The sequence below is a fragment of the Lysobacter sp. A378 genome, assembly GCF_054052125.1.
The window spans coordinates 263055-285187 of record NZ_JBSVRK010000003.1; the positions used below are offsets into that span (position 1 = coordinate 263055).

General features: G+C 63.0%; 22 protein-coding genes. 4 read left to right on the forward strand and 18 right to left on the reverse strand.

Annotation, left to right across the window (positions count from 1 at the left end; genetic code table 11):
* Nucleotides 1-105 precede the first annotated feature (105 nt).
* Together msrA and msrB are read right to left on the reverse strand one after the other, a co-directional pair.
* Nucleotides 106-609, reverse strand: a complete 504-nt coding sequence (gene msrA / locus ACW7G1_RS12700) for a peptide-methionine (S)-S-oxide reductase MsrA (protein ID WP_456980117.1) — start codon at nt 607-609, stop codon at nt 106-108.
* Complete coding sequence (gene msrB, locus ACW7G1_RS12705) at nt 606-1055, reverse strand: peptide-methionine (R)-S-oxide reductase MsrB (protein WP_456980118.1); 450 nt, start codon at nt 1053-1055, stop codon at nt 606-608. Before msrB ends, msrA begins: the two co-directional genes overlap by 4 nt.
* A gap of 203 nt (nt 1056-1258) precedes the next feature.
* Here msrB and ACW7G1_RS12710 point away from each other — a divergent pair, with 203 nt between their 5' ends.
* Nucleotides 1259-4084: an aconitate hydratase gene (locus tag ACW7G1_RS12710; RefSeq protein ID WP_456980119.1), complete on the forward strand. Its 2826-nt coding sequence runs from the start codon at nt 1259-1261 to the stop codon at nt 4082-4084.
* Nucleotides 4085-4095: 11 nt separating this feature from the next.
* Here the strand turns inward: ACW7G1_RS12710 and ACW7G1_RS12715 are convergent, their stop codons facing one another.
* From ACW7G1_RS12715 to ACW7G1_RS12745, 7 genes are all read right to left on the reverse strand, one after another.
* The gene (locus tag ACW7G1_RS12715) at nt 4096-5634 is read right to left on the reverse strand and encodes a phospholipase D family protein (protein ID WP_456980120.1); all 1539 of its coding nucleotides are present in this window, start codon (nt 5632-5634) and stop codon (nt 4096-4098) included.
* Nucleotides 5635-5741: 107 nt separating this feature from the next.
* Nucleotides 5742-6812: a Fic family protein gene (locus tag ACW7G1_RS12720; protein ID WP_456980121.1), complete on the reverse strand. Its 1071-nt coding sequence runs from the start codon at nt 6810-6812 to the stop codon at nt 5742-5744.
* Nucleotides 6813-7144: 332 nt separating this feature from the next.
* Nucleotides 7145-8392: an MFS transporter gene (locus ACW7G1_RS12725; protein ID WP_456980122.1), complete on the reverse strand. Its 1248-nt coding sequence runs from the start codon at nt 8390-8392 to the stop codon at nt 7145-7147.
* A complete protein-coding gene (locus ACW7G1_RS12730) occupies nt 8389-8532 on the reverse strand; it encodes a hypothetical protein (RefSeq protein ID WP_456980123.1) in 144 nt (47 codons plus the stop codon). The genes ACW7G1_RS12725 and ACW7G1_RS12730 overlap by 4 nt, the downstream gene beginning before the upstream one ends.
* A 161-nt stretch (nt 8533-8693) precedes the next feature.
* A complete protein-coding gene (locus ACW7G1_RS12735) occupies nt 8694-9305 on the reverse strand; it encodes a mobile mystery protein B (protein ID WP_456980124.1) in 612 nt (203 codons plus the stop codon).
* Entirely contained in the window at nt 9302-9778 is a 477-nt protein-coding gene (locus ACW7G1_RS12740; protein ID WP_456980125.1) for a mobile mystery protein A, read from the reverse strand. The genes ACW7G1_RS12735 and ACW7G1_RS12740 overlap by 4 nt, the downstream gene beginning before the upstream one ends.
* Before the next feature lie 215 nt (nt 9779-9993).
* Nucleotides 9994-10977, reverse strand: a complete 984-nt coding sequence (locus tag ACW7G1_RS12745) for an aldo/keto reductase (protein ID WP_456980126.1) — start codon at nt 10975-10977, stop codon at nt 9994-9996.
* A 120-nt stretch (nt 10978-11097) separates the two neighbouring features.
* On the opposite strand from ACW7G1_RS12745, the gene ACW7G1_RS12750 reads away from it, so the two are divergent.
* Nucleotides 11098-11343 carry a winged helix-turn-helix transcriptional regulator gene (locus ACW7G1_RS12750; protein WP_456980127.1) on the forward strand — a complete coding sequence of 82 codons (246 nt, stop codon included), beginning with the start codon at nt 11098-11100 and terminating at the stop codon, nt 11341-11343.
* Between the two features lie 208 nt (nt 11344-11551).
* Here ACW7G1_RS12750 and ACW7G1_RS12755 read toward each other — a convergent pair whose 3' ends face one another.
* Entirely contained in the window at nt 11552-12058 is a 507-nt protein-coding gene (locus ACW7G1_RS12755; protein WP_456980128.1) for a GNAT family N-acetyltransferase, read from the reverse strand.
* A gap of 228 nt (nt 12059-12286) precedes the next feature.
* Here ACW7G1_RS12755 and ACW7G1_RS12760 point away from each other — a divergent pair, with 228 nt between their 5' ends.
* The gene (locus tag ACW7G1_RS12760; RefSeq protein ID WP_456980129.1) at nt 12287-13210 is read left to right on the forward strand and encodes an IS110 family RNA-guided transposase; all 924 of its coding nucleotides are present in this window, start codon (nt 12287-12289) and stop codon (nt 13208-13210) included.
* 120 nt (nt 13211-13330) lie between these two features.
* Here ACW7G1_RS12760 and ACW7G1_RS12765 read toward each other — a convergent pair whose 3' ends face one another.
* The 8 genes from ACW7G1_RS12765 to ACW7G1_RS12800 form a co-directional block, all read right to left on the reverse strand.
* On the reverse strand, nt 13331-13792 hold the full coding sequence (locus ACW7G1_RS12765; RefSeq protein WP_456980130.1) for an SMI1/KNR4 family protein: 462 nt from the start codon (nt 13790-13792) through the stop codon (nt 13331-13333).
* Complete coding sequence (locus ACW7G1_RS12770) at nt 13773-16028, reverse strand: ATP-binding cassette domain-containing protein (protein WP_456980131.1); 2256 nt, start codon at nt 16026-16028, stop codon at nt 13773-13775. Before ACW7G1_RS12770 ends, ACW7G1_RS12765 begins: the two co-directional genes overlap by 20 nt.
* A gap of 258 nt (nt 16029-16286) precedes the next feature.
* Nucleotides 16287-17798, reverse strand: coding sequence for an aldehyde dehydrogenase family protein (locus ACW7G1_RS12775; RefSeq protein ID WP_456980132.1), 1512 nt, complete (start codon nt 17796-17798; stop codon nt 16287-16289).
* Between the two features lie 65 nt (nt 17799-17863).
* Nucleotides 17864-18304: a MarR family winged helix-turn-helix transcriptional regulator gene (locus tag ACW7G1_RS12780; RefSeq protein ID WP_456980133.1), complete on the reverse strand. Its 441-nt coding sequence runs from the start codon at nt 18302-18304 to the stop codon at nt 17864-17866.
* Between the two features lie 827 nt (nt 18305-19131).
* On the reverse strand, nt 19132-19653 hold the full coding sequence (locus ACW7G1_RS12785; RefSeq protein WP_456980134.1) for an MBL fold metallo-hydrolase: 522 nt from the start codon (nt 19651-19653) through the stop codon (nt 19132-19134).
* A 17-nt stretch (nt 19654-19670) separates the two neighbouring features.
* Complete coding sequence (locus ACW7G1_RS12790) at nt 19671-20426, reverse strand: IS3 family transposase (RefSeq protein WP_456980135.1); 756 nt, start codon at nt 20424-20426, stop codon at nt 19671-19673.
* A gap of 46 nt (nt 20427-20472) precedes the next feature.
* Nucleotides 20473-20829: a transposase gene (locus ACW7G1_RS12795; protein ID WP_456980136.1), complete on the reverse strand. Its 357-nt coding sequence runs from the start codon at nt 20827-20829 to the stop codon at nt 20473-20475.
* Nucleotides 20830-20965: 136 nt separating this feature from the next.
* A complete protein-coding gene (locus ACW7G1_RS12800; protein WP_456980137.1) occupies nt 20966-21238 on the reverse strand; it encodes a hypothetical protein in 273 nt (90 codons plus the stop codon).
* A 252-nt stretch (nt 21239-21490) separates the two neighbouring features.
* Between ACW7G1_RS12800 and ACW7G1_RS12805 the strand changes: the two genes are divergently transcribed.
* The coding region (locus ACW7G1_RS12805; protein WP_456980138.1) for an SDR family oxidoreductase at nt 21491-22133 on the forward strand (643 nt) is incomplete at its 3' end.

The following is a 22133-nucleotide window of genomic DNA, read 5'->3' on the forward strand; positions in this document are numbered from 1 at the left end:
TTTGAATATGTGTAAAGCTCATGCAGCGTCGAAATTGCTGCATCTTGCTGGGGTGAAACGGCTGGCACCACACCTGCAAGAGGCAGCGAACGTAGCAACGTGTCTTCAGGCGTCGCGGCGCGGAAGCGTCCAGTCCGGCCGGATGAAGTGGCAGGTGTAGCCCTCGGGATAACGCTCCAGGTAGTCCTGATGCTCGGGTTCGGCTTCCCAGAAGTCGCCTACCGGCTCGACCTTGGTGACCACCTTGCCGGGCCACAGGCCGGAAGCATCGACGTCGGCGATGGTGTCCTCGGCAACCCGCCGCTGCTCGTCGGAGGTGGTGAAGATCGCCGAGCGATAGGAACTGCCCAGGTCATTGCCCTGCCGGTCCGTCGTGGACGGGTCGTGGATCTGGAAGAAGAACTCCAGCACCTCGCGATAGCTCAGCTTCGACGGGTCGAAGGTGATCTCGATCGATTCGGCATGGCTGCCGTGGTTGCGATAGGTCGCGTTGGGCACATCGCCGCCGCTGTAACCGACCCGCGTGGAGATCACGCCGTCATAGCTGCGAATCAGGTCCTGCATGCCCCAGAAGCAACCGCCCGCCAGGACGGCACGTTCGGTACTCATTTCACGTCCTCCACCTGGTCCAGCCAGGCCTCGTAACCCGCCGCCGCCATGTCATCGCGGTGGATGAACCGCAGCGATGCGGAGTTGATGCAGTAGCGCAGCCCGCCATGGTCCGACGGGCCATCGGGGAACACGTGCCCCAGGTGGCTGTCGCCGTGCTTGGAGCGCACTTCGATGCGGGTCATGCCGTGGCTGTCGTCGTGCACCTCGTTGACGTGGGCCGGCTCGATCGGCTTGGTGAAGCTGGGCCAGCCACAATCGGAGTGGAACTTGTCGGACGAGGCGAACAATGGCTCGCCTGACACGATATCCACATAGATGCCCGGCGCCCGGTTGTCCAGGTACTCGCCCGTACCGGGCCGCTCGGTGCCACTTTGCTGGGTGACCCGATATTGCTCCGGCGAAAGCTTCGACAGGGCATCGGGGTTCTTGCTGTACACACTCATGAGCTTCTCCTGCAAGCAACTCCCGGGCGCAGGCCGACAGGCGCGTCGGTTGCGGGGGAACGCTACCTAGATGGTGGTCGTCCGCACCAATTCCAACACCCGATTTGCGTGGGCGCAAATACCCCCACGCCGATATTCTGCGACGATGGAGCCAGGGCCTCCTGCACGCCTGCGCCACGGGCCCGTAATCCGGAGGCTTGACCATGACCAACAGTTTTGGCGCCCAAGACACGCTCACCGTTGGGGATGACAAATACGAGATCTTCCGGCTGGACGCGGTGGAAGGTTCCCACCGGCTGCCCTACAGCCTGAAAGTATTGCTGGAGAACCTGCTGCGCAACGAGGATGGCCGCCTGGTCACCGCGGAGCAGGTCACTGCGCTCGCTGCTTGGGACCCACAGGCAACCAGTGACACCGAGATCCAGTACACCCCCGCGCGTGTGCTGTTGCAGGATTTCACCGGGGTGCCGTGCGTGGTCGACCTGGTGGCGATGCGTGATGCGATGGCATCGTTTGGCGGCGACCCGCAGAAGATCAACCCGCTGATCCCGTCCGAGCTGGTCATCGACCACTCGGTGATCGTCGATGCCTTCGGGTCGACGGACGCATTCCAGATCAATGCCGAGCTCGAGTTCGAGCGCAACCAGGAGCGCTACCAGCTGCTGCGGTGGGCACAACAGGCGTTTGACGATTTCCTGGTGGTCCCGCCCGACACCGGCATCTGCCACCAGGTGAACCTCGAGTACCTGTCGCGCGTGGTCTTCACCCGGCCCGACAAGGGCGCCGGCGGCTTGACCCAGGCGTATCCCGACACGCTGGTGGGCACCGACTCGCACACACCGATGGTGAACGGCCTGGGCGTGCTGGGCTGGGGCGTTGGCGGCATCGAAGCGGAGGCGGCGATGCTCGGCCAGCCAATGAGCATGCTGATCCCGCCCGTACTCGGGTTCAAGCTCAGCGGCGCCCTGCGCGAGGGGGTGACGGCGACCGACCTGGTGCTCACGGTTGCGGAAACCCTGCGCAAAACCGGCGTGGTCGGCAAGTTCGTCGAGTTCTACGGCCCGGGCGTGGCCAACATCCCGCTGGCGAACCGGGCGACGCTGGGCAACATGAGCCCGGAATACGGCTCGACCTGCGCGATCTTCCCGATCGACGAAGAAACGCTGAGCTACCTGCGCCTCACCGGTCGCAGCAAGCAGCAGGTGGCGCTGGTCGAGGCCTACGCGCGGGAACAGGGCCTGTGGCACGACCCCGAGCACGAAGCCGTCTACTCCCAGACCATCGAGTTCGACCTCGCCAGCGTCGAGCCATCCATCGCCGGGCCCAAGCGGCCGCAGGACCGTATCGCGCTATCGAACGCACGCGGCGCCATCAACGCCATCCTGCACGAAGGTTCGAAAGTACCCCAGCAACTCACCGGACTGGATGAGGCGTCTTCCGAATCTTTCCCGGCCAGCGACCCGGTCGCTTACGGTAGCCACCAGGAGCGCAGCAAACCGCCGGTCGACCGCTCCGGGTACGAAGAGCCGCGCGAGTGGTTGTCCAACCCGTCCACGGTGACGATCCCGGACGGCAAACCCGGCGCCGATACCCTCACCATCGACAACGGCCATGTGGTGATTGCCGCGATCACCAGCTGCACCAATACCTCCAACCCGTGGGTCATGATCGGCGCCGGCCTGCTGGCAAAGAAGGCGGTCGAGCGCGGGCTCAGCGTCAAGCCCTGGGTGAAGACGTCGCTCGCACCCGGCTCCCGGGTGGTCACCGACTACTTTGAAAAAGCCGGTCTCACCCCGTTCCTGGACCAACTGGGCTTCGACCTGGTGGGCTACGGCTGCACCACTTGCATTGGCAACTCCGGCCCCCTCATTCCCGCGGTCAGCCAGGCGGTTGCACAGAACGACCTCTCGGTGAGCGCCGTGCTGTCAGGCAACCGGAACTTCGAGGGCCGCATCCACGCCGAGACCGAGATGAACTTCCTGGCCTCGCCGCCGCTGGTGGTCGCCTATGCCTTGGCCGGCACCATGAACATCAACCTGCTGACCGATTCGCTGGGCACCGGAAGCGATGGCCAGCCGGTGTACCTGAAGGACGTCTGGCCATCGAGCCAGGAAATCGCGGCGGTGGTCGACAACGTCGTGCAAGCCCAGATGTTCGCAGACGGTTACGCCAACGTGTTTGACGGCGACGACAACTGGCAGGGGCTGGAGGTCCCGACCGCCAACATGTTCGCGTGGTCCGATACCTCCACCTACGTGCGCCGGCCGCCGTACTTCGATGGCATGCCGCGCCGGCCGCAAGCGCTCACCGATATCACCGGCGCCCGCGTGCTGGCCCTGCTTGGCGACTCGGTCACCACCGACCACATCTCGCCGGCAGGCGCCATCAAGCGCGATTCGCCGGCGGGGCAGTACCTCATGGAGCAGGGCGTGGAGCCCAAGGACTTCAACTCCTACGGTTCCCGGCGCGGCAACCACGAGGTGATGATCCGCGGCACCTTCGCCAACATCCGCCTGCGCAACCAGCTGGTGCCCGGGGTAGAAGGTGGATTCACCCGCCACCTGCCCGACGGCGGGCAGCTGAGCATCTTTGATGCGTCGACGAAGTACCAGGCGGACGGCGTGCCGCTGATCGTCATCGCCGGCGCCGAGTACGGATCGGGCTCATCGCGGGACTGGGCGGCCAAGGGCACCCTGCTGCTGGGGGTCAAGGCGGTGCTGACGACCTCGTTCGAGCGCATCCACCGCTCCAACCTGATCGGCATGGGGGTGCTGCCGCTGCAGTTCTCCGCGGGCGACAGCGCCGAAAGCCTGGGTCTTACCGGCGCGGAGACCTACTCGATCACCGGCCTTGCCGGCAGGGACGTGCCCAACACCGTCACCGTGCGCGTGGAACCGGATGCCGGAAGCGGCGATGCCCGCGAGTTCACCGCGACCGTGCGCATCGATACACCGGCCGAGGCCGCGTACTTCCAGCACGGCGGCATCCTGCAATACGTACTGCGCCAGCTTCTGGGGAACAGCGAGTAGCCGCGCGACCCTTACAGCAACCACTCGATCGGCAGCACCGACATCACCGCCACCGCTGCACGATCGAGAAAACCGGTACCCGGCTCCTCGTCGTGCACGATTTGGCGGCCGTCGTGCATTTCCACCCACTGCAACTCGCCATCGTCGCCAATGCGGAGGCGATAGGCATTGGCCGGAACCTGCCGCGAAAACAGGTCCGCGATCTGGCCGGCCAGCACCGGACTGTCGATCACGAAACCCATCTCGGTGTTGAGCCGGTCCGAGCGCGGATCGAAGTTGAACGAACCGATGAAAACGTGCAAACCATCCAGCGAAAATGTCTTGGCATGCAGGCTGGAGGCGGAACTGCCCGGCAGGCCGCGATCCCTGAGCTGGGATGACACCGTCTTGCGCTTCATCTCCCACAGGGTGACCCCGGCCTCCAGCAGCGGCTTGCGGCGCTTGGCATAACCGGAATGCACCGCGGCGACGTCGGTTGCCTCCAATGAGTTGGTGAAGACGCTGACCTCGACACCCCGCCCGACCAGACCCGCGAAATAATCGACCCCGTCCGCACCGGGCACAAAGTAGGGCGACACCAGGTACAGCTCGTGCATCGGCGTACCGATCGCCTCACCCAGGCGCGTGGTCAGCAGGCCATCATCTTCGGCGCGCCCGAGCCCCTTGGCCGGGTCGTCGCTGACCAGCCGCGTCGGCGCCCATTCGATCGGCAAACGTGCGGCCAGCAAGTCGCTCATGAAAGCAGACGCGGCGATTGCCTCCAGGTACTCCCGCGCCGCCGGGTCGCGCGCCACCAACGCGGCGTCACGGCTGAGCTCGTCGAGCAGGGCCAGATCGGCCGTCGCCAGGATGCGATCGGCCGGGTAGGACGAGGCACTGGCCCAGTAGCGATCAAAATCACGCGACACATCGTCGACCACCGGCCCGATCGCAAGCACGTCCAGGTCGGCGAACAGCAGCTCGCCGCCCACATCGAAGTACTCGTCGCCCACGTTGCGACCGCCGATGATCGTGGCCTGGTTGTCGGCGGTGAACGACTTGTTGTGCATGCGCCGGTTCAGGCGTGCGAAATCCGTGAGGTAACCCAGCCAGCGCCAATCCCGGTTGACGAAAGGATTGAACAACCGCACCTCGATCTGCGGATGCGCGTCCAGCGCGGCCAGCCGCTGGTCGAGACCAACGGTGTTGTTGTCGTCCAGCAACAGGCGCACGCGCACGCCACGGTCGGCAGCGCGATGGGCCGACTCGAACAACAACGTGCCTGACAGGTCGTCATGCCAGATGTAGTACTGGATATCGAGCGTGCGCTCGGCCGCATCCGCCAGCAGGAAGCGCGCGGCGAACGCATCGCGCCCCTCGATCAACGGCACGACGCCGGAAGTCCCGGGATGGGCCTCGACGCGGGAGGCGATGGCACGCCCCAAGCGGGTATCGGCCGTGTCCGTCAAGGTGGTCGAGACACTGCGCCCGCCAAGGCCTGGAAGCTCTTCGTGGCCCCATAGTAGGACGCTGATGACCAGAAGCACCGCCGCCGCCAGGAACCAACGCACAACGGGCTTTCGCGAAGGTCTCGTGGTCTGGGCCGTCATCGCAGCCTATGCCCACTGCCCGTGTGGACGATCCTTTGCTGTCGTCTCATGTCGCTCTGCTCACGTGTTCAATGGCCCAGCCTCTGCGCCAGGTCAGGCGCTGGGTAAAACAGGAAGGCCTTGCCCGATTTGTCCTTCAACATCAGGCCCAGTTCGGCCAGTCCGATCAGGTCGGCGCGTGCGGTCGGATAGGTCACCCGGTGCGCCGCCTGATGCCCGGCAATTTCGTAGCGGCTGTCCGGATGGCGGATGGCATGGAGCAACAAGGCCCGCTGGCGATGGTTGAGTTCGGCACCCAGCGGAGAACCGGGGCGCAACAGCGCTTCGGCCTGCATGCGCTCGCGGCCCTTGCGCGCGAGGTAGGCGCGCAATCCATCGACAGCGGCGATCACGACATCCAGTTGGTGGGCGACGAAATAAGTCATGTCGGTGCCATCGCTCTCGGTGTGCAGGTAGGCGCGCACGTACTGCTGCGGTGCCCGCTTCAACACGCTGGAAATCGATACGTATTCGCTCAGCCAGTAGCCCGAGCGCAGCATCGACCAGTAGAACAACGCTCGCGCGGTTCGGCCATTGCCGTCGCAGAACGGGTGGTCGTAACCGACCTGGAAGTGGATGGCGATGGCTCGCACAATCGGGTGCAGGAACTCGCCCCGGTCACCGTCGTTGGCGAAGTCGCATAGCGCCTGCAGCCGCTGCGGCAATTCCACTGCCGGTGGCGGCACGTGCAGCGTGATCGTCGGATCGCCCCGATCCTGCACCACCACGTTGTCAGCGGCGGTACGCAGCCTTCCCGCCTGCTCCGGATCATCCAGCGCATCGCGCATCAGCAGGCGGTGCATCTCAAGGATGCCGTCCACGCTCAAAGGCCGGTCTCGCAAACGCCGCAACGACTGCATCATCGCGTAGTTGTTGAAAATCATCTGCTCGCTGCGGTCACGCGGCGTGCGTCCGGTACTGAGCATTTCCTTGGCGATCCGCCGGGTGGTCGACGCCCCCTCCAGTTGCGAGGAAGTCATCGCCTCTTCGATCAGCGAACGCATCAGGTACTGCTTGCGTGCCGACTCGTCGTCGATCATGCCGGCACTTTGAATGGCGCCAGCGGCTTCGCGGTCCAAGAAATGCAACTTGCGCTGCATGGCGCCCGTGATCGAGACGGTGAACGGCCTTCCCTGCCTGTCACGCAAAGGAAGGTTCCGCTCCAGCCCCTGGCGGGCCAATTTTATCGCCGCCCACCAGGTTTCGGATGTCATTTCAGCCGGCGGCTTCAGGTGCCGAAGGTGATCCCAATGCTCGTATGCCCCGTCCACCTCGGGTCCCACCCCGTGAGCCAGCACCTGCTCCAGGCGGAGTTCGCCCCGTTTGGACAATTCATCGAGTTGCGGCGCCGCCACCGGCAATTTCATCGAGCACCTATAAATTTGATATAAATTTCATCGTCATTTATACCAGATTTATAGGAGGCCTCCGTTCAGGTGCCTTTCGAGGCTTCAGGCCGGCCGGGTTCCGCGCGAGCGGTGAGAAGCGCGAGGACTGCCGCAGCCAGCAACACCGCGGCGCTCACCACGAACGTGGTCGCATAGCCACTGGTGTCGAACAGCACACCGCCGACCGTCGAGCCCAGCGCGATCGACAGCTGGATCACCGCCACCATCAACCCGCCACCGGCCTCGGCGTCGTCCGGCAGTGTCCTGGCCACCCACGACCACCAGCCCACGGGCGCGGCCGTGGCCAGCAGGCCCCAGAGGCCGAACAGCACCGCCACGCCGGCGAGCCAGCCGCCGAACGCGACCAGCGCCACGGCGGTCACGGCCATCAGCAGTGGAATCACCACCAGCGTGCGATAGAAATCCATCTTCAGGAGCGTGCCGATGACCGCGGTGCCGATGAGGCCCGCGACGCCGATGATCAGCAGGATGAACGACAGCGTGGCCACGTCCACCAGCGTCACCATCTCGAGGAACGGCCGCACGTAGGTGAACAGCACGAACTGCCCCATGAAGAAGGCGCCGACCGCCAGCATGCCGAGGGTGACCAGCCGGCGCCTGAGCAACCTGAAGACGTTGCCGGAGCCCGCCGTGCGCGGGCCGGGCGGCATCGACGGCAGGCTGATCCATTGCCAGACAAGCGCGATCAACGCCACCGGGACCAGGCACAGAAACGCACCGCGCCAACCGACGGCCCCGCCAAGCCACGCACCCACTGGCGCGGCCACTACCACCGCCAGCGCGTTGCCGCCATTGAAGATGGCCAGCGCCCTGGGCACCTCGTCGCTCGGCACCAGCCGCATCGCCACCGCCGCCGACAGGGCCCAGAACCCGCCCACGACCACACCGATCAGCGCACGTCCGATCATGTAGGTCAGGTAGTCGGGCGCCAATCCAACGACCAGGCCCGAAGCGCACATCAGCCCGGTCAACACCAGCAGCAGGGTCTTGCGGTTCATGGTGCCGGCGAGCGTCGAGATGGACAGGCTGGTCAGCACCGCAAAGGCGCCGGAGATGGCGATCCCGTAGCCTGCCCAGCCTTCACTGATCCGCAGATCGGTGGCGATCGGCGTCAGCAGGCTGACGGGCATGAACTCCGAGGCGATGAGCGCGAACACGCACATCGTCATCGCGAAGACGCCGCTCCAGTAAGCGGGTTCCGCCCCGGCCTGCTGCGCCGCGGACGTGTCGCTGGCGGGGTTGCCGGGGTTGGCGGGATCGGCGGATGTCATGGCGTGACGGAATAACGGATCCACAAGGTGCCGCGCTCCTGATACTGCCGGCTCGCCTCCCTGAATTCCGGAAGATCCATGATGTCCCGATTGCCATCGATGGATGTGTGCGTATGGATGACGACGTATGGCTTGTCCATGTCCACTCCTCGCAGGTTGAGACCGAACAGTCTGCGACAGATGCAATGTGACGATTAGATACCTTGACTTCATTGCACCTATTAGCTGAACTTACTAATAGACCTGTGGAGCTGCCGCCGTGGCTAGGCGCAACCTCGAGGGGCGTGCGTCCGACAGGCTGCTAGAGGCGGATGAAGTCGAGCAACGGGCTGAAGTCGTGTTCATCGGCGGCGCGCACCGCCGCCAGATAGCGCGCACGCGCGTCGGCCACTGGCAATGACGCGCCCCAACTCAGTGCGGGCGCACCCTTGGCGCGCAGGAAAAGGTCGGCCATCGCGCGCGACGTGCGGCCGTTGCCGTTTGGGAACGGATGGATGAAGGTCAGGCGGTGATGCAGCCGCGCGGCCTGCTCGTCGAGCGGATAGCTCCCGTATTCCTGCCAGCCGGCGACCTCGTCGAAGAGCTGTCGCACCGCCATCGTGATGCGCACAGGATCGATTCCGATGTTCCGCTCGGTCGTCCGGTACTCGCCGGCCCACGTCCACACCTGGCCGAACAACCGGGCATGCAGCTCGCGAAGGAACAGGTCCGACGCGACCTCGGCACCTGGCCGGACCTGCGACTCGGCCAACTTCATGCCGGCGATGATATTCATGGCCTCCGCGGCATTGAGGTCGGCCCGCGTCGCGACGAACGATGGCTTCAGCCCTTGGGCCTCGTCGGGGTCGAGCGGCGTCTGCCCATCCTCTTCCGGGTCCATCCAGGACCGCATCGCATCGGGCGGTGTGCTCAAGTCGGATCCCAAAGGCGCTCGTCGGGGAACTGCTGCTCGATCTCGCGCACGAGCTGGCTCGGCAGGTCGTCGAGCGATACCGCCTGGTTCTCCATCGCCATCGTGTGCAGCGCCCGGCTCTTGAGCCACGAGGCCGCCAGCTGCATCCGCCGCTCGATGACGGTCTGCTCCAGCGGGCGCCGTGGCACGAGGGCGACCACGAGCTCGCAGTCGAGCGCCTCGGCGGCGCGCGCGAGCGACTCGATGGTGAGCTTGCCCTGCGCCTCGCCACGCTCGAGCTGCATCACCCGTTTCTCGCCCACGCCCATCCGCCGGCCGAGCTCGCGGCGCGGCATGCCCAAGGCCTCGCGGATCGCGCGGATCCAGCCGCCGCGGGGCGCGGCGCGGGTGGACAGATTCAGGGGTCTAAGGGCGGCGAAGCGCTCGTCCAGCCGCTTTCTCGCCAGCTGTCGCATGGGACGGGTCGTGGTCATGGATCCTCCGCTATACAGATATGGCGGTTCAATGGTCACTACAGGAATAAAAAAGTTCCGCTTCGGTGGAGATAAAATGAACATTAATATAGCATATGAGCTCCTTGGGATGTCATAAATATGTAGCCTGGTGACCCCGTTTTTCTGACCCCGTTTTTCTATTAGCTCCACTCATCAATAGACCGGTGGAGCCGCGGCCATGGCCAAACGCAACCTCAAGCCAGGGCGCTGGCATCGTCCAGGCTGGCGATATCGGTCGCAGTCAGCGTCAGTCGGGTGGCGCGGATCAGGCCGTCAACCTGCTCGACGCTGGTGGCGCTGGCGATCGGCGCGGTCACGCCTTCACGCGCGATCAGCCACGCCAGCGCGACTTCCGCCGCCTTGGCATTCCGCGCCTTGGCCACCGCGTCGAGCGCCGCGAGGATGCGCAGGCCGCGCGCATCGAGGTACTTCTCGACGCCGCCGCCGCGCACGCTCTTGCCCAGGTCGTCCTTGCTGCGGTACTTTCCGGTCAGGAACCCCGACGCCAGGCTGAAGTAGGTGATAACCCCCAGCTGTTCGGCCATGGCCACATCGCGCAGCTCGCCGTCGTAGCCCGCGCGATCGTAGAGGTTGTACTCGGGCTGCAACACGTCGTAGCGCGGCAGGCCAGCGTTGCCGGCAACATCCAGGGCTTCCCGCAGCTGCGCCGCACTGTGGTTGGAGGCACCGATGGCGCGCACCTTGCCCTGCTTGATGAGGGTTTCGTAGGCGCGTAGGGATTCTTCCACGGGCGTCTGCTCATCGGGATAGTGGCTGAGGTACAGATCGATGCGATCGGTCTGCAGCCGGCGCAGCGAGTCCTCTGCGGCGCCCACGATGCGCTTGGCCGACAGGCCGCTGCGATCCGGCCCCAGCGGCGAGCCGACCTTGGTGATGAGCACGACCTTGTCGCGGCGCGAAATATCGGCCTTGAACCACTGCCCAATGATGGTTTCCGATTCACCGCCCTCGTTGCCCGGCACCCAGGCCGAATACGCATCGGCGGTATCGATGGCGTTGAGTCCCGCACCGATGAAGCGATCCAGCATGGCGAACGACGTGTCCTTGTCGGCTGTCCAGCCGAACACGTTGCCGCCAAAGACCAGCGGGGCGATCTGCAGGCCGGTCTTGCCCAGGGTGCGTTTGGCCGGGGGAGTGGCGTTGCTTTGAGTTGTCATGATCCGGTTGTTCCTGTTGTGCGGAGAGGCTGGCCGGCGGCGCCGGTGACTGCGATGGTCATGGGGATTCGCTCCGTTGATGGGGGGATGCGACCAGTGTAGGACTTACACCAATTCCTCTTGGCCGCCTCCCCCTCGCGCGAGGGGCTCAAGCACGTCACCAGCCGCTGGGGCGTGCTGGTGCTGGAGACCCGCGTCCGCCGCTTCGCCTATGAAGTGATCCCGCCGCGCGTGGAATACCGGCTGACGCCGCTGGGCCGGGAGGCCGCGGAGAAAGTCAGGGCGCTTGCGGACTGGATCGAAGGGAGCCTGCGCCGGATCCTGCAGGCGCAGGAGCAGCGGAACCGGGAACGCGCGCAGGCGTAAGACAGCATGCAAGCGCGCACCTCCGGCACTACGAACAAAGGCGGCGAACAAAGGGGCCAGAGGAAATATCGGATTCAAACAGATATCTCCTCTGGCCCCTTTGTTAGTGCCATCCACTCTCTTGCTGCGAGAAGATGACCGGGAGCACCACCGATCAGCCTGGCGCAAGGTCCGCCTTCGGCCAGCAGCGCGCGTTCGCCAACGCCAACTAATCCGACTCGCGACGCGGGTTCGGCTTGAATGAGCTGTTAGCCGGCAGCGCCTTACTCATCCTTGAGTTTGCTATTGGGATGCCCGTGACAACTACCGTCTGGCGCTCATCCACTAGAAATCCGTGCTTGGTGAAGAACCCCTCTGCGGAAAGGCTCACAAGAGCGGACAGCTGCGACAACTCGCGCTCGGCCGCAACTTCATGGACATGCTGGATAAGTGCGCTTCCGATGCCTCGTCCAGAAGAGTCTCCTGATACGAAAAAGTGATCAATGTAGCCAGACGCCTGGAGATCCGCGTAGCCAACTACTCGACCTTCAATTGTCGCAACGAACGGACGCAGGGCCGTGATCTTGCTTATCCACTTCTGCTGGTCGTAGGCAGCAGGCGCCCAGGCATCGAGTTGTTCTTTCGTATAGAAGTCGCAGGCAAGCGTATGAACGGACGACATGAATACACGCCGAAGTTCCATTTCCTCGCCCGGAATGAAATCGCGGATAAGCATGCTCTACTGGCTAACACCTTATGTCTTGAGTTTCCCCTAGCCTAAGCGCCGAGAGCCCGGCGTGCGCGCCCGATAACGCCTCGGTGTCAGACCACCGTAATTCAGCAGGGGCCGTACGCCGGATCTCGCGCCCTGCGCCCGAACAGTTGATCGAGGTTTCCCTCGAACCGATAAGCGTGGGCCTCAGGCGCGATGCTCTCGACCGGCCAACTGTAACGGAGAACGGACATGACGGCAGTAGGGATCGATGTGGGTAAAGGCGCTTTGGATATTGGTGTGGATGGACAGACCGGCGTCGCCCGGTTTCCCAACACCCGAGCCGGGATTGCCAAGATCATCAAGCGCCTGGTGGCGTTGGGTGCGTCCAGGATCGTGGTGGAAGCCACCGGCGGTTACGAAGAGCCGCTGTTGGACGCCTGCTGCGATGCCGGGCTGTGGATTGCACGGGTGAATCCGCGCCAGGCCCGCGACTTCGCGCGTGCCACTGGCGAGCTGGCCAAGACCGATGCCATTGATGCGCGTTTGTTGGCGTTGATGGCCCGGATGTTCGCAGATCGCCTCCGCCGGTACGTCGCCCCGCCGCCGTGGCAGCGCGAGTTGCGCGACTGGCTGCGCCGACGGGGCCAGGTGGTCACCCTGCTACAAGCCCAGAAGCAACAGGCGGCGATGGCATCGCCATCGGTTCGTAAGCTGGCCACTCGCACCATCGCCGCATTGGTCCGCGAGCTGGCGGCGATCGAGCGCACCATGAAGGCACTGATCCAACAACACGCCACGCCCGCGCTGCGCTCCAGCAAGGGACTCGGTCCCGTGTTCCAGGCGACCGCGCTGGCGCTGCTGCCCGAGCTTGGTCATCTTGATCGCCGGCAGATCGCCAAACTCGCCGGCGTGGCACCGATGAACCGTGACAGCGGGCAGGGCCAGGGCAAGCGTCGCATCCGTGGCGGGCGCGCCCCGGTACGCGTTGCGCTCTACATGGCCACGCTGTCGGCCGTGCGCTGGGATCCGATGATGAAGGCGCACTACCAGCAACTGCGTGCACGCGGAAAGTTGGGCAAGGTCGCGCTGGTGTCCTGCATGCGCAAGCTGCTCGGCATCATCAATGCCAGGCGGCGCGATGAGCTGCGTGCGGAGGGTCTAATTATGGCTTGACCCGACTAATCACAAGACAGTTGCTGAGTTAAGCCGACCTGCGTAGCGGAGCCAACAACATGGCAAGCTTTACCTGCCATGTTGTTGGTGTAGCGAAGCGGGTTCGGCTTGAACGAATTGTTAGAGCCCTGCGAGCCACGGCTTCAGTGACGGAGAGACTACCGTAAATGCTCCGCTCCAATTGTCGCCGGGGCCATGGCCATTCGGGTCGAATTTGAGCACGCGGCAGTTCGGGTCTGCCAAGTCCAAGCGGTAGTGGATAGCGCAGCCGACATGCAAGAGAGGCAGCAGTGCTACTGGCCAAGTCCAGGTCGGATCTTCGGGGTCTGGTGTGCGCCAAGTGCGATACAGGTTAAGCGCTGTGTCGCCAAGATCAGTGATGTGCCCAGAACTGATGCCGAGTAGCCCGTACTTCGGCCCAAAGCCGCCGTTGCCGCGGGCAGCGTACAGCTGCAGCAAAACAGCCGGAAGTTTGTGGCCCAGTTCGCTTTCAGCAGCGTCGATCTCTCTTAAGTAAACCCGACCCCGTTCTTGCAGGTGAGACGGCCCGCACACGTCGCAGCTAGTTATCCGCGCGAACATGTGTCGCCAGAAAGACTCCCGTTACCGAATCCTTTTCGGACATGACATGCGTCGGGGTTCCTTGTGCGACAACATGTCCGCCGTCGCGACCGGCGCCTGGACCCATGTCGATAATCCAGTCGGCGCGCGCGACGACATCGAGGTTGTGCTCGATCGCGATCACGCTCGAGCCGTTGTCTACGAGCCGGTCCATCAGGGCGATCAGCCGGGCGACATCGGACATATGGAGGCCGGTAGTTGGCTCGTCGAGGACGTAGGTCTGGCCGCTGTTCTGGAGTTCGGTCGCCAACTTGATCCGCTGACGTTCGCCACCCGACAGCGTGCTGAGCGGTTGGCCGAGCGTAAGATAGCCCAGGCCCACTTCGACGACGCCCTCGAGCGGATCGCGTACATCGGGCTGGTCGTCGAAGAACGCGATCGCGCCTTCTGCAGTCAAATTCATCACCGCATCAATCGCCATGCCGCCGTATGTCAGCGCGAGTACGTCGTCGCGGAAGCGCCTACCGTGGCATGTCTCGCAAACGCTGGTGATCGAATCCATGAACGCGAGGTCGAGGGTGACTTCGCCAAGACCACGGCATGCCGGGCAGGCGCCCGTCGAGTTTGCGCTGAACAACGAGGCGCTGACGCCGTTCTCCCCAGCGAACAGGGCCCGGATCGGATCGAGCACGCCCGTATAGGTCGCCATGTTCGATCGAATCGAGCCCGTGAGCGCCCCTTGATCAACACAGACGATATCGGGGTGTTGGCGTATCAGCACGCCGTTTATCAGGCTGGTCTTGCCCGATCCAGCGACGCCTGTGACCACCGTCAGAACACCGCGCGGAATGTCCACGTCGATCGCCGCCAGATTGTTGAGTCTGGCCTTGCGGATGCGGAACGCGCCATCAGGCATTCGCACCTCGGTCTTCAAGGTAACACCGCCGCGCAGGAACCGGCCAGTCAGCGTTTTCGCCTTGGCGAGCGCAGCCACGGTTCCCTCGAAAACCACCGTGCCTCCGTGCGTTCCTGCACCCGGCCCCATGTCGACCACATGGTCGGCGATGGCGATGACGTCCGGGTCGTGCTCGACCACCAGCACCGTGTTGCCTTTGTCGCGCAGCCCGACGATCAACCTATTGAGCTGATGCACGTCGCGCGGATGGAGGCCGATGCTCGGTTCGTCGAGGATATAGGTCATGTCGGACAGACTGCTGCCGAGATGACGGACCATCTTCACGCGCTGCGATTCGCCGCCCGACAGCGTCGAGGTCTGCCGGTCGAGGCTGAGGTAGCCGAGCCCGATCGCGACAAGACTTTCTAGATGTGCGACGGTCGCCGCCACGATCGTCACAGCCCGCGGATCGCCGATGACGCGGACAACCGGGATCAGGTCCGCGACCGACAGCGCCGCAAACTGGCCGATGTGGCGGCCTGCGATCCTCGAGCTGAGGATTCTGCGATTGAGCCGATAGCCCTTGCACTCCGGGCAGCGGCCGCGCGTCGCGACCCGCGCTACCGCCTCGCGCTCATCGGGTTTCAACTGCTCTGGCGACTTCTTAAGGTACCCTCGGGTGAAGCGATCGACGACGCCTTCATACTTCGAACTGTTGTACCAGTCGGCGGGCGGATCCTTCAGCACCATCGGCGCTTGGTGCATCAGCAGCCGCCATTCGGCTTTGGTGTAGCGGGCGAGTCGCTTGTCGTTGTCGAATAGTCCCGAATTGACGTAGCGTTTCCACCGCGCGCCACCGACATTGAAGCCGAGGAAGGTGAGCGCGCCCTGGTTCAGCGACTTGGTGCGATCGACCAGTTCTTCCCCGTCGACGGCCACAACGGTGCCGAGGCCCAGACAGGTCGGGCACATCCCTTCAGGATGGTTGAACGAAAAGACCGAAGATTCGCCCACGGGAGGCGATCCGATCCGCGAGAACAGCAACCGCAGCAAAGCATAGATGTCGGTCGCGGTGCCAACGGTCGAACGCGCATTGCCGCCGATCCGTTTCTGATCGACGATGATCGCCGGCGACAGGTTTTCCAGCGCATCCACATCGGGCTGACCGTAATGCGGCAAGCGGTTGCGAACGAAGGCGGGAAAGGTCTCGTTCAACTGACGTTGCGATTCAGCGGCAATCGTGTCGAAGACCAACGAAGACTTGCCCGACCCCGAGACGCCGGTGAACACAGTGATCAGCTTCTTCGGGATATCAATACTGACATTGCGCAGATTGTTCTCACGCGCACGGACGACCCGCATGACGTCGTTTCGATTTGGACGAGGAGCCGTCATCTAGCGTCGCGCGCGGTGCTTGGCTGCATCTGAATGCCGCTTGTCGTAGAACTGGTCAACCACGTACATCCAGCGCGTCCGCTTGACTGAACTGTCAGGTTGTACGTTACACAAGTGAGGCTCTTGGGCACCAGCAAGGGCAACGACCGCACCTTTGCTCACTTCGTATTACAAGTTGTGTAATGCAACGCTGGAGTTAAGCGGCGGCGTAGCCGTCCGTTATTGCTAGTACCCGAGACGAACGGCTTTGATTTCGGTAAACGCTGACAAGCCAACATGGCCATTTTCTCGGCCATAGCCCGATTGCTTGAAGCCCCCGAAGGGCAGCGTCGCTTCTCCGCCGCCCCCGTTCACGATCACTTGGCCGGATTCCAGCAGCCGGATAAGGGTGTGGGCTGTTCGCATGTCGCGGGTCCAGAGTTTGGCCGACAAGCCGTACTGGGTGTCATTGGCCAATCCGGCGACGGCTTCCAGTGGCGCCCCGTCGTCGAAAGCATTGACCACTAGAACGGGCGCGAAGATTTCCTCGCGCGATGCGCGCATGCCCTGCACGGTGTCTACAAGAATCGTTGGTTCGAAAAAATAGCCGGGCCCAGTGCGAGCCCGTCCGCCACGCATGGCCCGGGCGCCAGCCGCGACGCTGTGCTGGACGATGTCAAGGGCCCGGGCACGCTGCTGCGCTGAAATCATCGGCCCCATGTCACTCGAAGCGTCATAGCCCGGCCCGATACGCAACACATCCATTGCCTGCCGGAGCCGTTCGAGAAAAGGCTCATAGACCGAGCGCTGCACGAAGACGCGGGAGCCGGCTGCACAGTACTGGCCGCTTTTGAAAGTGATCTCGGCAACGATTGCCCGCGCGGCCTTGTCCAGGTCCGCGTCGGCGAACACCAGCACCGGCGACTTTCCGCCGAGTTCCAGCACCACTCGCTTGAGATTGCTGTGCGCGGCCGCCGCCATGATCGATTTGCCGACGGAAGTTGAGCCGGTGAAGCTGATCATGTTGACGTCGGGGTGTTCCGCGAGCGCCTGGCCTGCCGATGCGCCGATACCGGTGACAATATTGACTACGCCGTCCGGGATGCCTACTTGGTGGCACAGTTCGCCGAGCCGCAAGGCCGTCAATGGCGCCAATTCTGCAGGCTTGACGACGGTCGTGCATCCTGCGGCCAACGCGGCGGCAACTTTTTGCAACACCATGAGGAAGGGCGCGTTCCATGGCGTGATGATGGCGGCGACGCCGATCGGCTCGCGCAGGAAATAGTCCATCGCTGGCACACCCGTCGGTTGCATTGATACCTCGCCAGCCACCTTGGTGGCCCATCCGGCGTAATCGCGCAAGGAGCGGATGCCCAACGGCAAATCGCCGCCTTCAATTGAGCGTACGGTATGACCCGCGTCCAGCGACTCCATCAGGGAGAGCTCCACCTGCTCTTGTTCAATGGAATCGGCGAGGGCGAAGAGCATCGCGGCGCGGCGGGAAGCGGGCAAGCGCGACCAGGGTCCCTGGCGAAAAGCCGCGCGCGCGGCCGCCACGGCATCGTCGATGTCCCTGTCGTCACCTGCCGCCACCGCGGCGAGCTGGCTACCATCGGCCGGGTCGTCCACTTGTAAGATCTTCCGCGAGCGCGACTGTCTCCAGCGCCCACCGATGAGGATCTGCGGCGTCTGCGCGGCAAGCTTGGCGCGCAATGCCGCCCGTGCCTCACTGATGTCTATCGATTCGATTTCGCCCATGACATGCCCAACAGACAGTTGACCTGATCAACATTTGACCCAAATCGGTTGATAAAGTCAACTAGCTACTTAACCGCAGCAGAGCCTTTCACCACCCGGCGCAGAAGCCGGCTGAGTTGCGTTCGTTCCTTCGCCGTTACTCCCCCGACCATTGAAGCGGCCACCTCCGATCGCAGGTGCTCTGCTTGTTCGTAAGATACCGAACCCTCGGGCGTAATGCGCAGACGCCCGCGCCTCAGGTCCGGTTCGTTTGGCAGGCGCGCGATGTCGCCTCGTTCCAGCAGCACTTTGACAACACGCGCGATCTGCGCCTTGTCACGGCCGCTCTCGCGAACGATGTCGCTCTGGGTGCACCCGGGGTGGCGCGAAACAAAGCGCAGCGTCCGCGCCTCCATTGCGGCCAACCCGATCCCGGCGTCCTTCAAGGCACGCTGCATGCCTGCGGTTGCCTGATGTGCAATCGCATTGATTAAATCCAGTATCTCGATGTCTTGATCAAGCGGCATGTCATTCCTATCAAGGCGCGGGGCGTTCAGGGTGTTGGTCCAGCGAACTCGTGCGCCGCCCTTCTAAACCCCATTGCTCAGTAACGTGGTTAGGCTGACTTTACAGTGATTGCACCAAGCCTTTACCCGTCAGATGGGCGTTGACGGCCGCCAGGAGCGGAGGGGCGAGCGCATGCGCCTATTGCAACGACGCTATGAATGGAGCGTCCGTGGCTTGAGCTTGGCCGCGAATAGCGAACATGTGTTTCCTGATGCCTAGTGAACGCACATGTCTCCAGTGGACCTGCCACGCGTGACGTGATTGGCGCAGCCGCCAAACCGATCGGACGCTTCCCTGGAGCATTGCCCCAGAACCTTGGCGTTGAACTCCGTACCGAAGAACGGGGTCGGGTTGAGTTACCGGCCCTTACTGCACGAAAGAAGTAAACCCGACCCCGTTCTTGGGGCGACAGCAAGTGCCATTCCCTGTACGTTTTCAGTCTTCATGAGGCGGGCAGCTTCAGCGTCAATCGCCGCCGTCCCAGGCGGCGTCGACTCCGGCGGAGAAGTTGCGCAGCTGGTAAGCATGACCAAGACAAATAGTGAAATTATCAGTCTCATGCGGATAGCCCTAACGCCTGAGCTCAGCCGCCGACAGACCGCATAGCGGGATGGCGGTCGGCTGCAGCGATTTGTTGGGCGCCACTTCGAGCAACTGTGGCATCTTGTGCTGACATTAACCCAAAAGTCGCTGCTACTTTACCAAAGCAGCGCCCGTGCGTTGATTTGCTAATTCCGCTTCGAAATTTTCGCGTGCCTCTTTCGCGTAGCCGCGACATCCTGTGGGGTCAGACCAATGCATTCACATCGCCTTGTTTGCGATTGGCCACGCGTGCCCAGAAATGTACCGCGCCGGGATGCGGATTGAGCGCGATATCGCAAGGCAACGTCGCAACCATCGCGAAGCTGTGCTCGAAATCCTTGACGATGTCCCGGTACTTTGAATTCTCAACCAATTTGTAGCCGGGCGCCGACAGGCTACCGATGTCCACCATGTGCAGACAGCGCTTGTCCTCGCACGACATCCACGTCAAGGTCATATTGCCCTTGGTGTGCCCGGGTGTTGCATGTGCGGTCAACATCAGGTCACCAAGCTGCAAATGCTCGCCGTCTTTCATCGTGCGCACCACATTCACCGGCGGGAATGGAAACTTGTCGCCGTATTCCGGGTCGCCGCGACCACCGCGTTCTAGCGCTGACGTATCCGCGGCACTCGCAATGACCTGTGCGCCCGTGTCATGCGCGAGTTGCGCGATGCCGCCCGCGTGATCGAAATGCGCGTGTGTATTGAGGAGAGAGTTCCTACGCAAAAGTGGACACTCTTTGGTTAGGCAGCCAAGGCTTCGAACTCGACGGGAGAGCGATAGCCCAGTGCTGAGTGTAAGCGCTTGCTGTTGTAGAAATCGATGTAGCTGCGCACGGCAGCTCTGAGCTTGGTCTCGCTGGTGAAGTTCTGGCGGTGGTACATGTCGGACTTCATGGATTTGTTCCACGATTCCATGTGCGCGTTATCGGTCATGCGATGCGGGCGGTTCACGCTCTGCACCAACCCGGCGCTGGCCAGCGCCTGCTTGAAATCGCTGGCCAGAAACTCCACACCGCGATCACTGTGCAACAGCGTGCCGGCGGGCGGCTTGCGTTGGCGCAAGGCGGCGGCCAGCGCCCGACGGGTGAGGCGAGCCGTTCGGTCCGAGCCCAGCGACCAGCCCAGCAACCGTCGCGAGTAGCGGTCCATGACCGTGGCCAGGTAGCGCCACGTGCTCGACACTTTCAAGTACGTCACGTCCGTGACCCACACCTGATCGAGTCGATCCACCTTTAGCTCATGGACGTGATTGTCGACGCTGGAGAAGAAGCGATCCACACCCGGGCAGCGTCGATACAGGTCGGCCAAGCAGCCTCGCACGGCGTTGTCTCGCATCAATCGCTCGATCCGACGGCGTCCGACCGGCTCGCCCTCGTTTTGCAGTTCCCTGTGCACGCGCGGGCTGCCATAGGTCTGCCGACTGTCATCATGGATCTGGCGAATCTTCCCGAGCAGGCGCACATCCTCCAGGGTCCGTGGGCTGGCCGATCGCGCCATGCGTAGAACCCGCTCGTGCTGACGCCATACAGTCGGCACAACAACCTCACGGAGTGGAGGTCCTGCTGCTGCTTGATGAAAGCGAAGACGTCACCTTTCGACCGGAAGTGAATGCGATCGCTTTTTTTAAAAGGTCATGCTCGAGCTTCAGCCGCTCGTAGGCCTTCTTCACGCGGCGCAGCTCCTTGAGCTCTGCCGCCACGGCCTTATCCACCGCCACACCCTTCGTCATGATCACACCCTCGCGCGCCTGTTTGCGCCAACGAGACAGCATGAAAGGATGGATGTAAAGCGATGCAGCAACATCCTGTACCGCGACTCCGGGCAACTGGCTCAAACGGACGGCTGTCGCCTTGAAATCATCGGTATATCGGTAGGTGGTTCGCGGACCTGGTTTGGGCATGGTGAGGACTCCTGAAGTGGTAGTTCAGGGTGTCCACTAAAGCGTAGGAACTATCCTATCCGTTCGGCTTGAATGAATTGTTAGGCGCCAACCGACGTTGCGACCCTGGTGGGTGCCCACGCGCCAAGTGTGCGATCTAAAGTGACCCGATCGCAATCGCCACCAAGCACGTGAAGCCGATCAGAAACGCCGTAGTGCGCTGCCACGTCCTCGCTGCTCGATCCGTCGCCAGAACGTAGCCCGAGACAAGGACAAGTACCAGCAGGCCAGCCAGCGCCGCGACAAGCGTCCACGTGGCCGCGTGCCAGATAAGCGGATTTTCGGGAAACGTAAAGAGGACGCCAACTGCAGCCGTAGCGACGCCGACGGCGACCAGAATGAGTGAGCTTGTGGATACGAACTTGCGCATTGCTGCCCTTGGCGCCTAACGTTTGACATGAGCGGCAGCCGAAGGGCGCAGCCCTTTGGATGTCCGCTCGATGGAATGGTTGGGCGTCACTGGCGATCCAAGCAGCCACATAACTTCTTCATGATTGATCTACCAAACACATGGAAGGCACGGCGTTGCCCTTGAAGCGGGGCAATTGCACGTCCGAAAACGGCGAGACAGTTGGCTTGTGCGGGAACACAGTGGCGCTTCATCAACCGACGGAGAGAAAGTATGAGCGCACTGGCCAACAAAGTTGCCATCGTTACTGGGGCAAGTTCTGGAATCGGGTATGCGACCGCGAAGATGTTTGCACGAGAGGGTGCCAGGGTGGTCGTGACTGCGCGGCGCCAAACAGAGCTCGACAGACTGGTCGCGCAGATCGTGGAAGCTGGCGGTCAAGCGGTAGCCGTTGCGGGCGACGTGAGGGACGAGGCTGTCGCGAAACTCGTTGTAGAGACGGCGATCCACCACTTTGGAGGACTCGACATCGCTTTCAATAATGCGGGTGCGGTCGGTGAGACGGGGCCGGTTCATGACGTGTCGTTGGCCGGATGGCGGGACGTGCTGGATACCAATCTGACAAGTGCTTTCCTCGGCGCCAAATATCAGGTGCCAGCGATGATCGCGCGAGGCGGTGGGTCGTTGATTTTTACGGGCTCGTTCGTAGGCTACAGCGTCGGTATGCCCGGCATGGCCGCCTATGCCGCCAGCAAGGCAGGGCTGATCGGCCTGACCCAAGTCCTCGCCGCCGAGTTTGGCGCGAAGGGCATCCGCGCGAACGCAATCCTGCCCGGAGGTACTGATACTCCCGCGAGCATCACCAATGCTCCGGAAGCCACTTCCGAGGTACTCGCCTTTGTCGAAGGCCTTCATG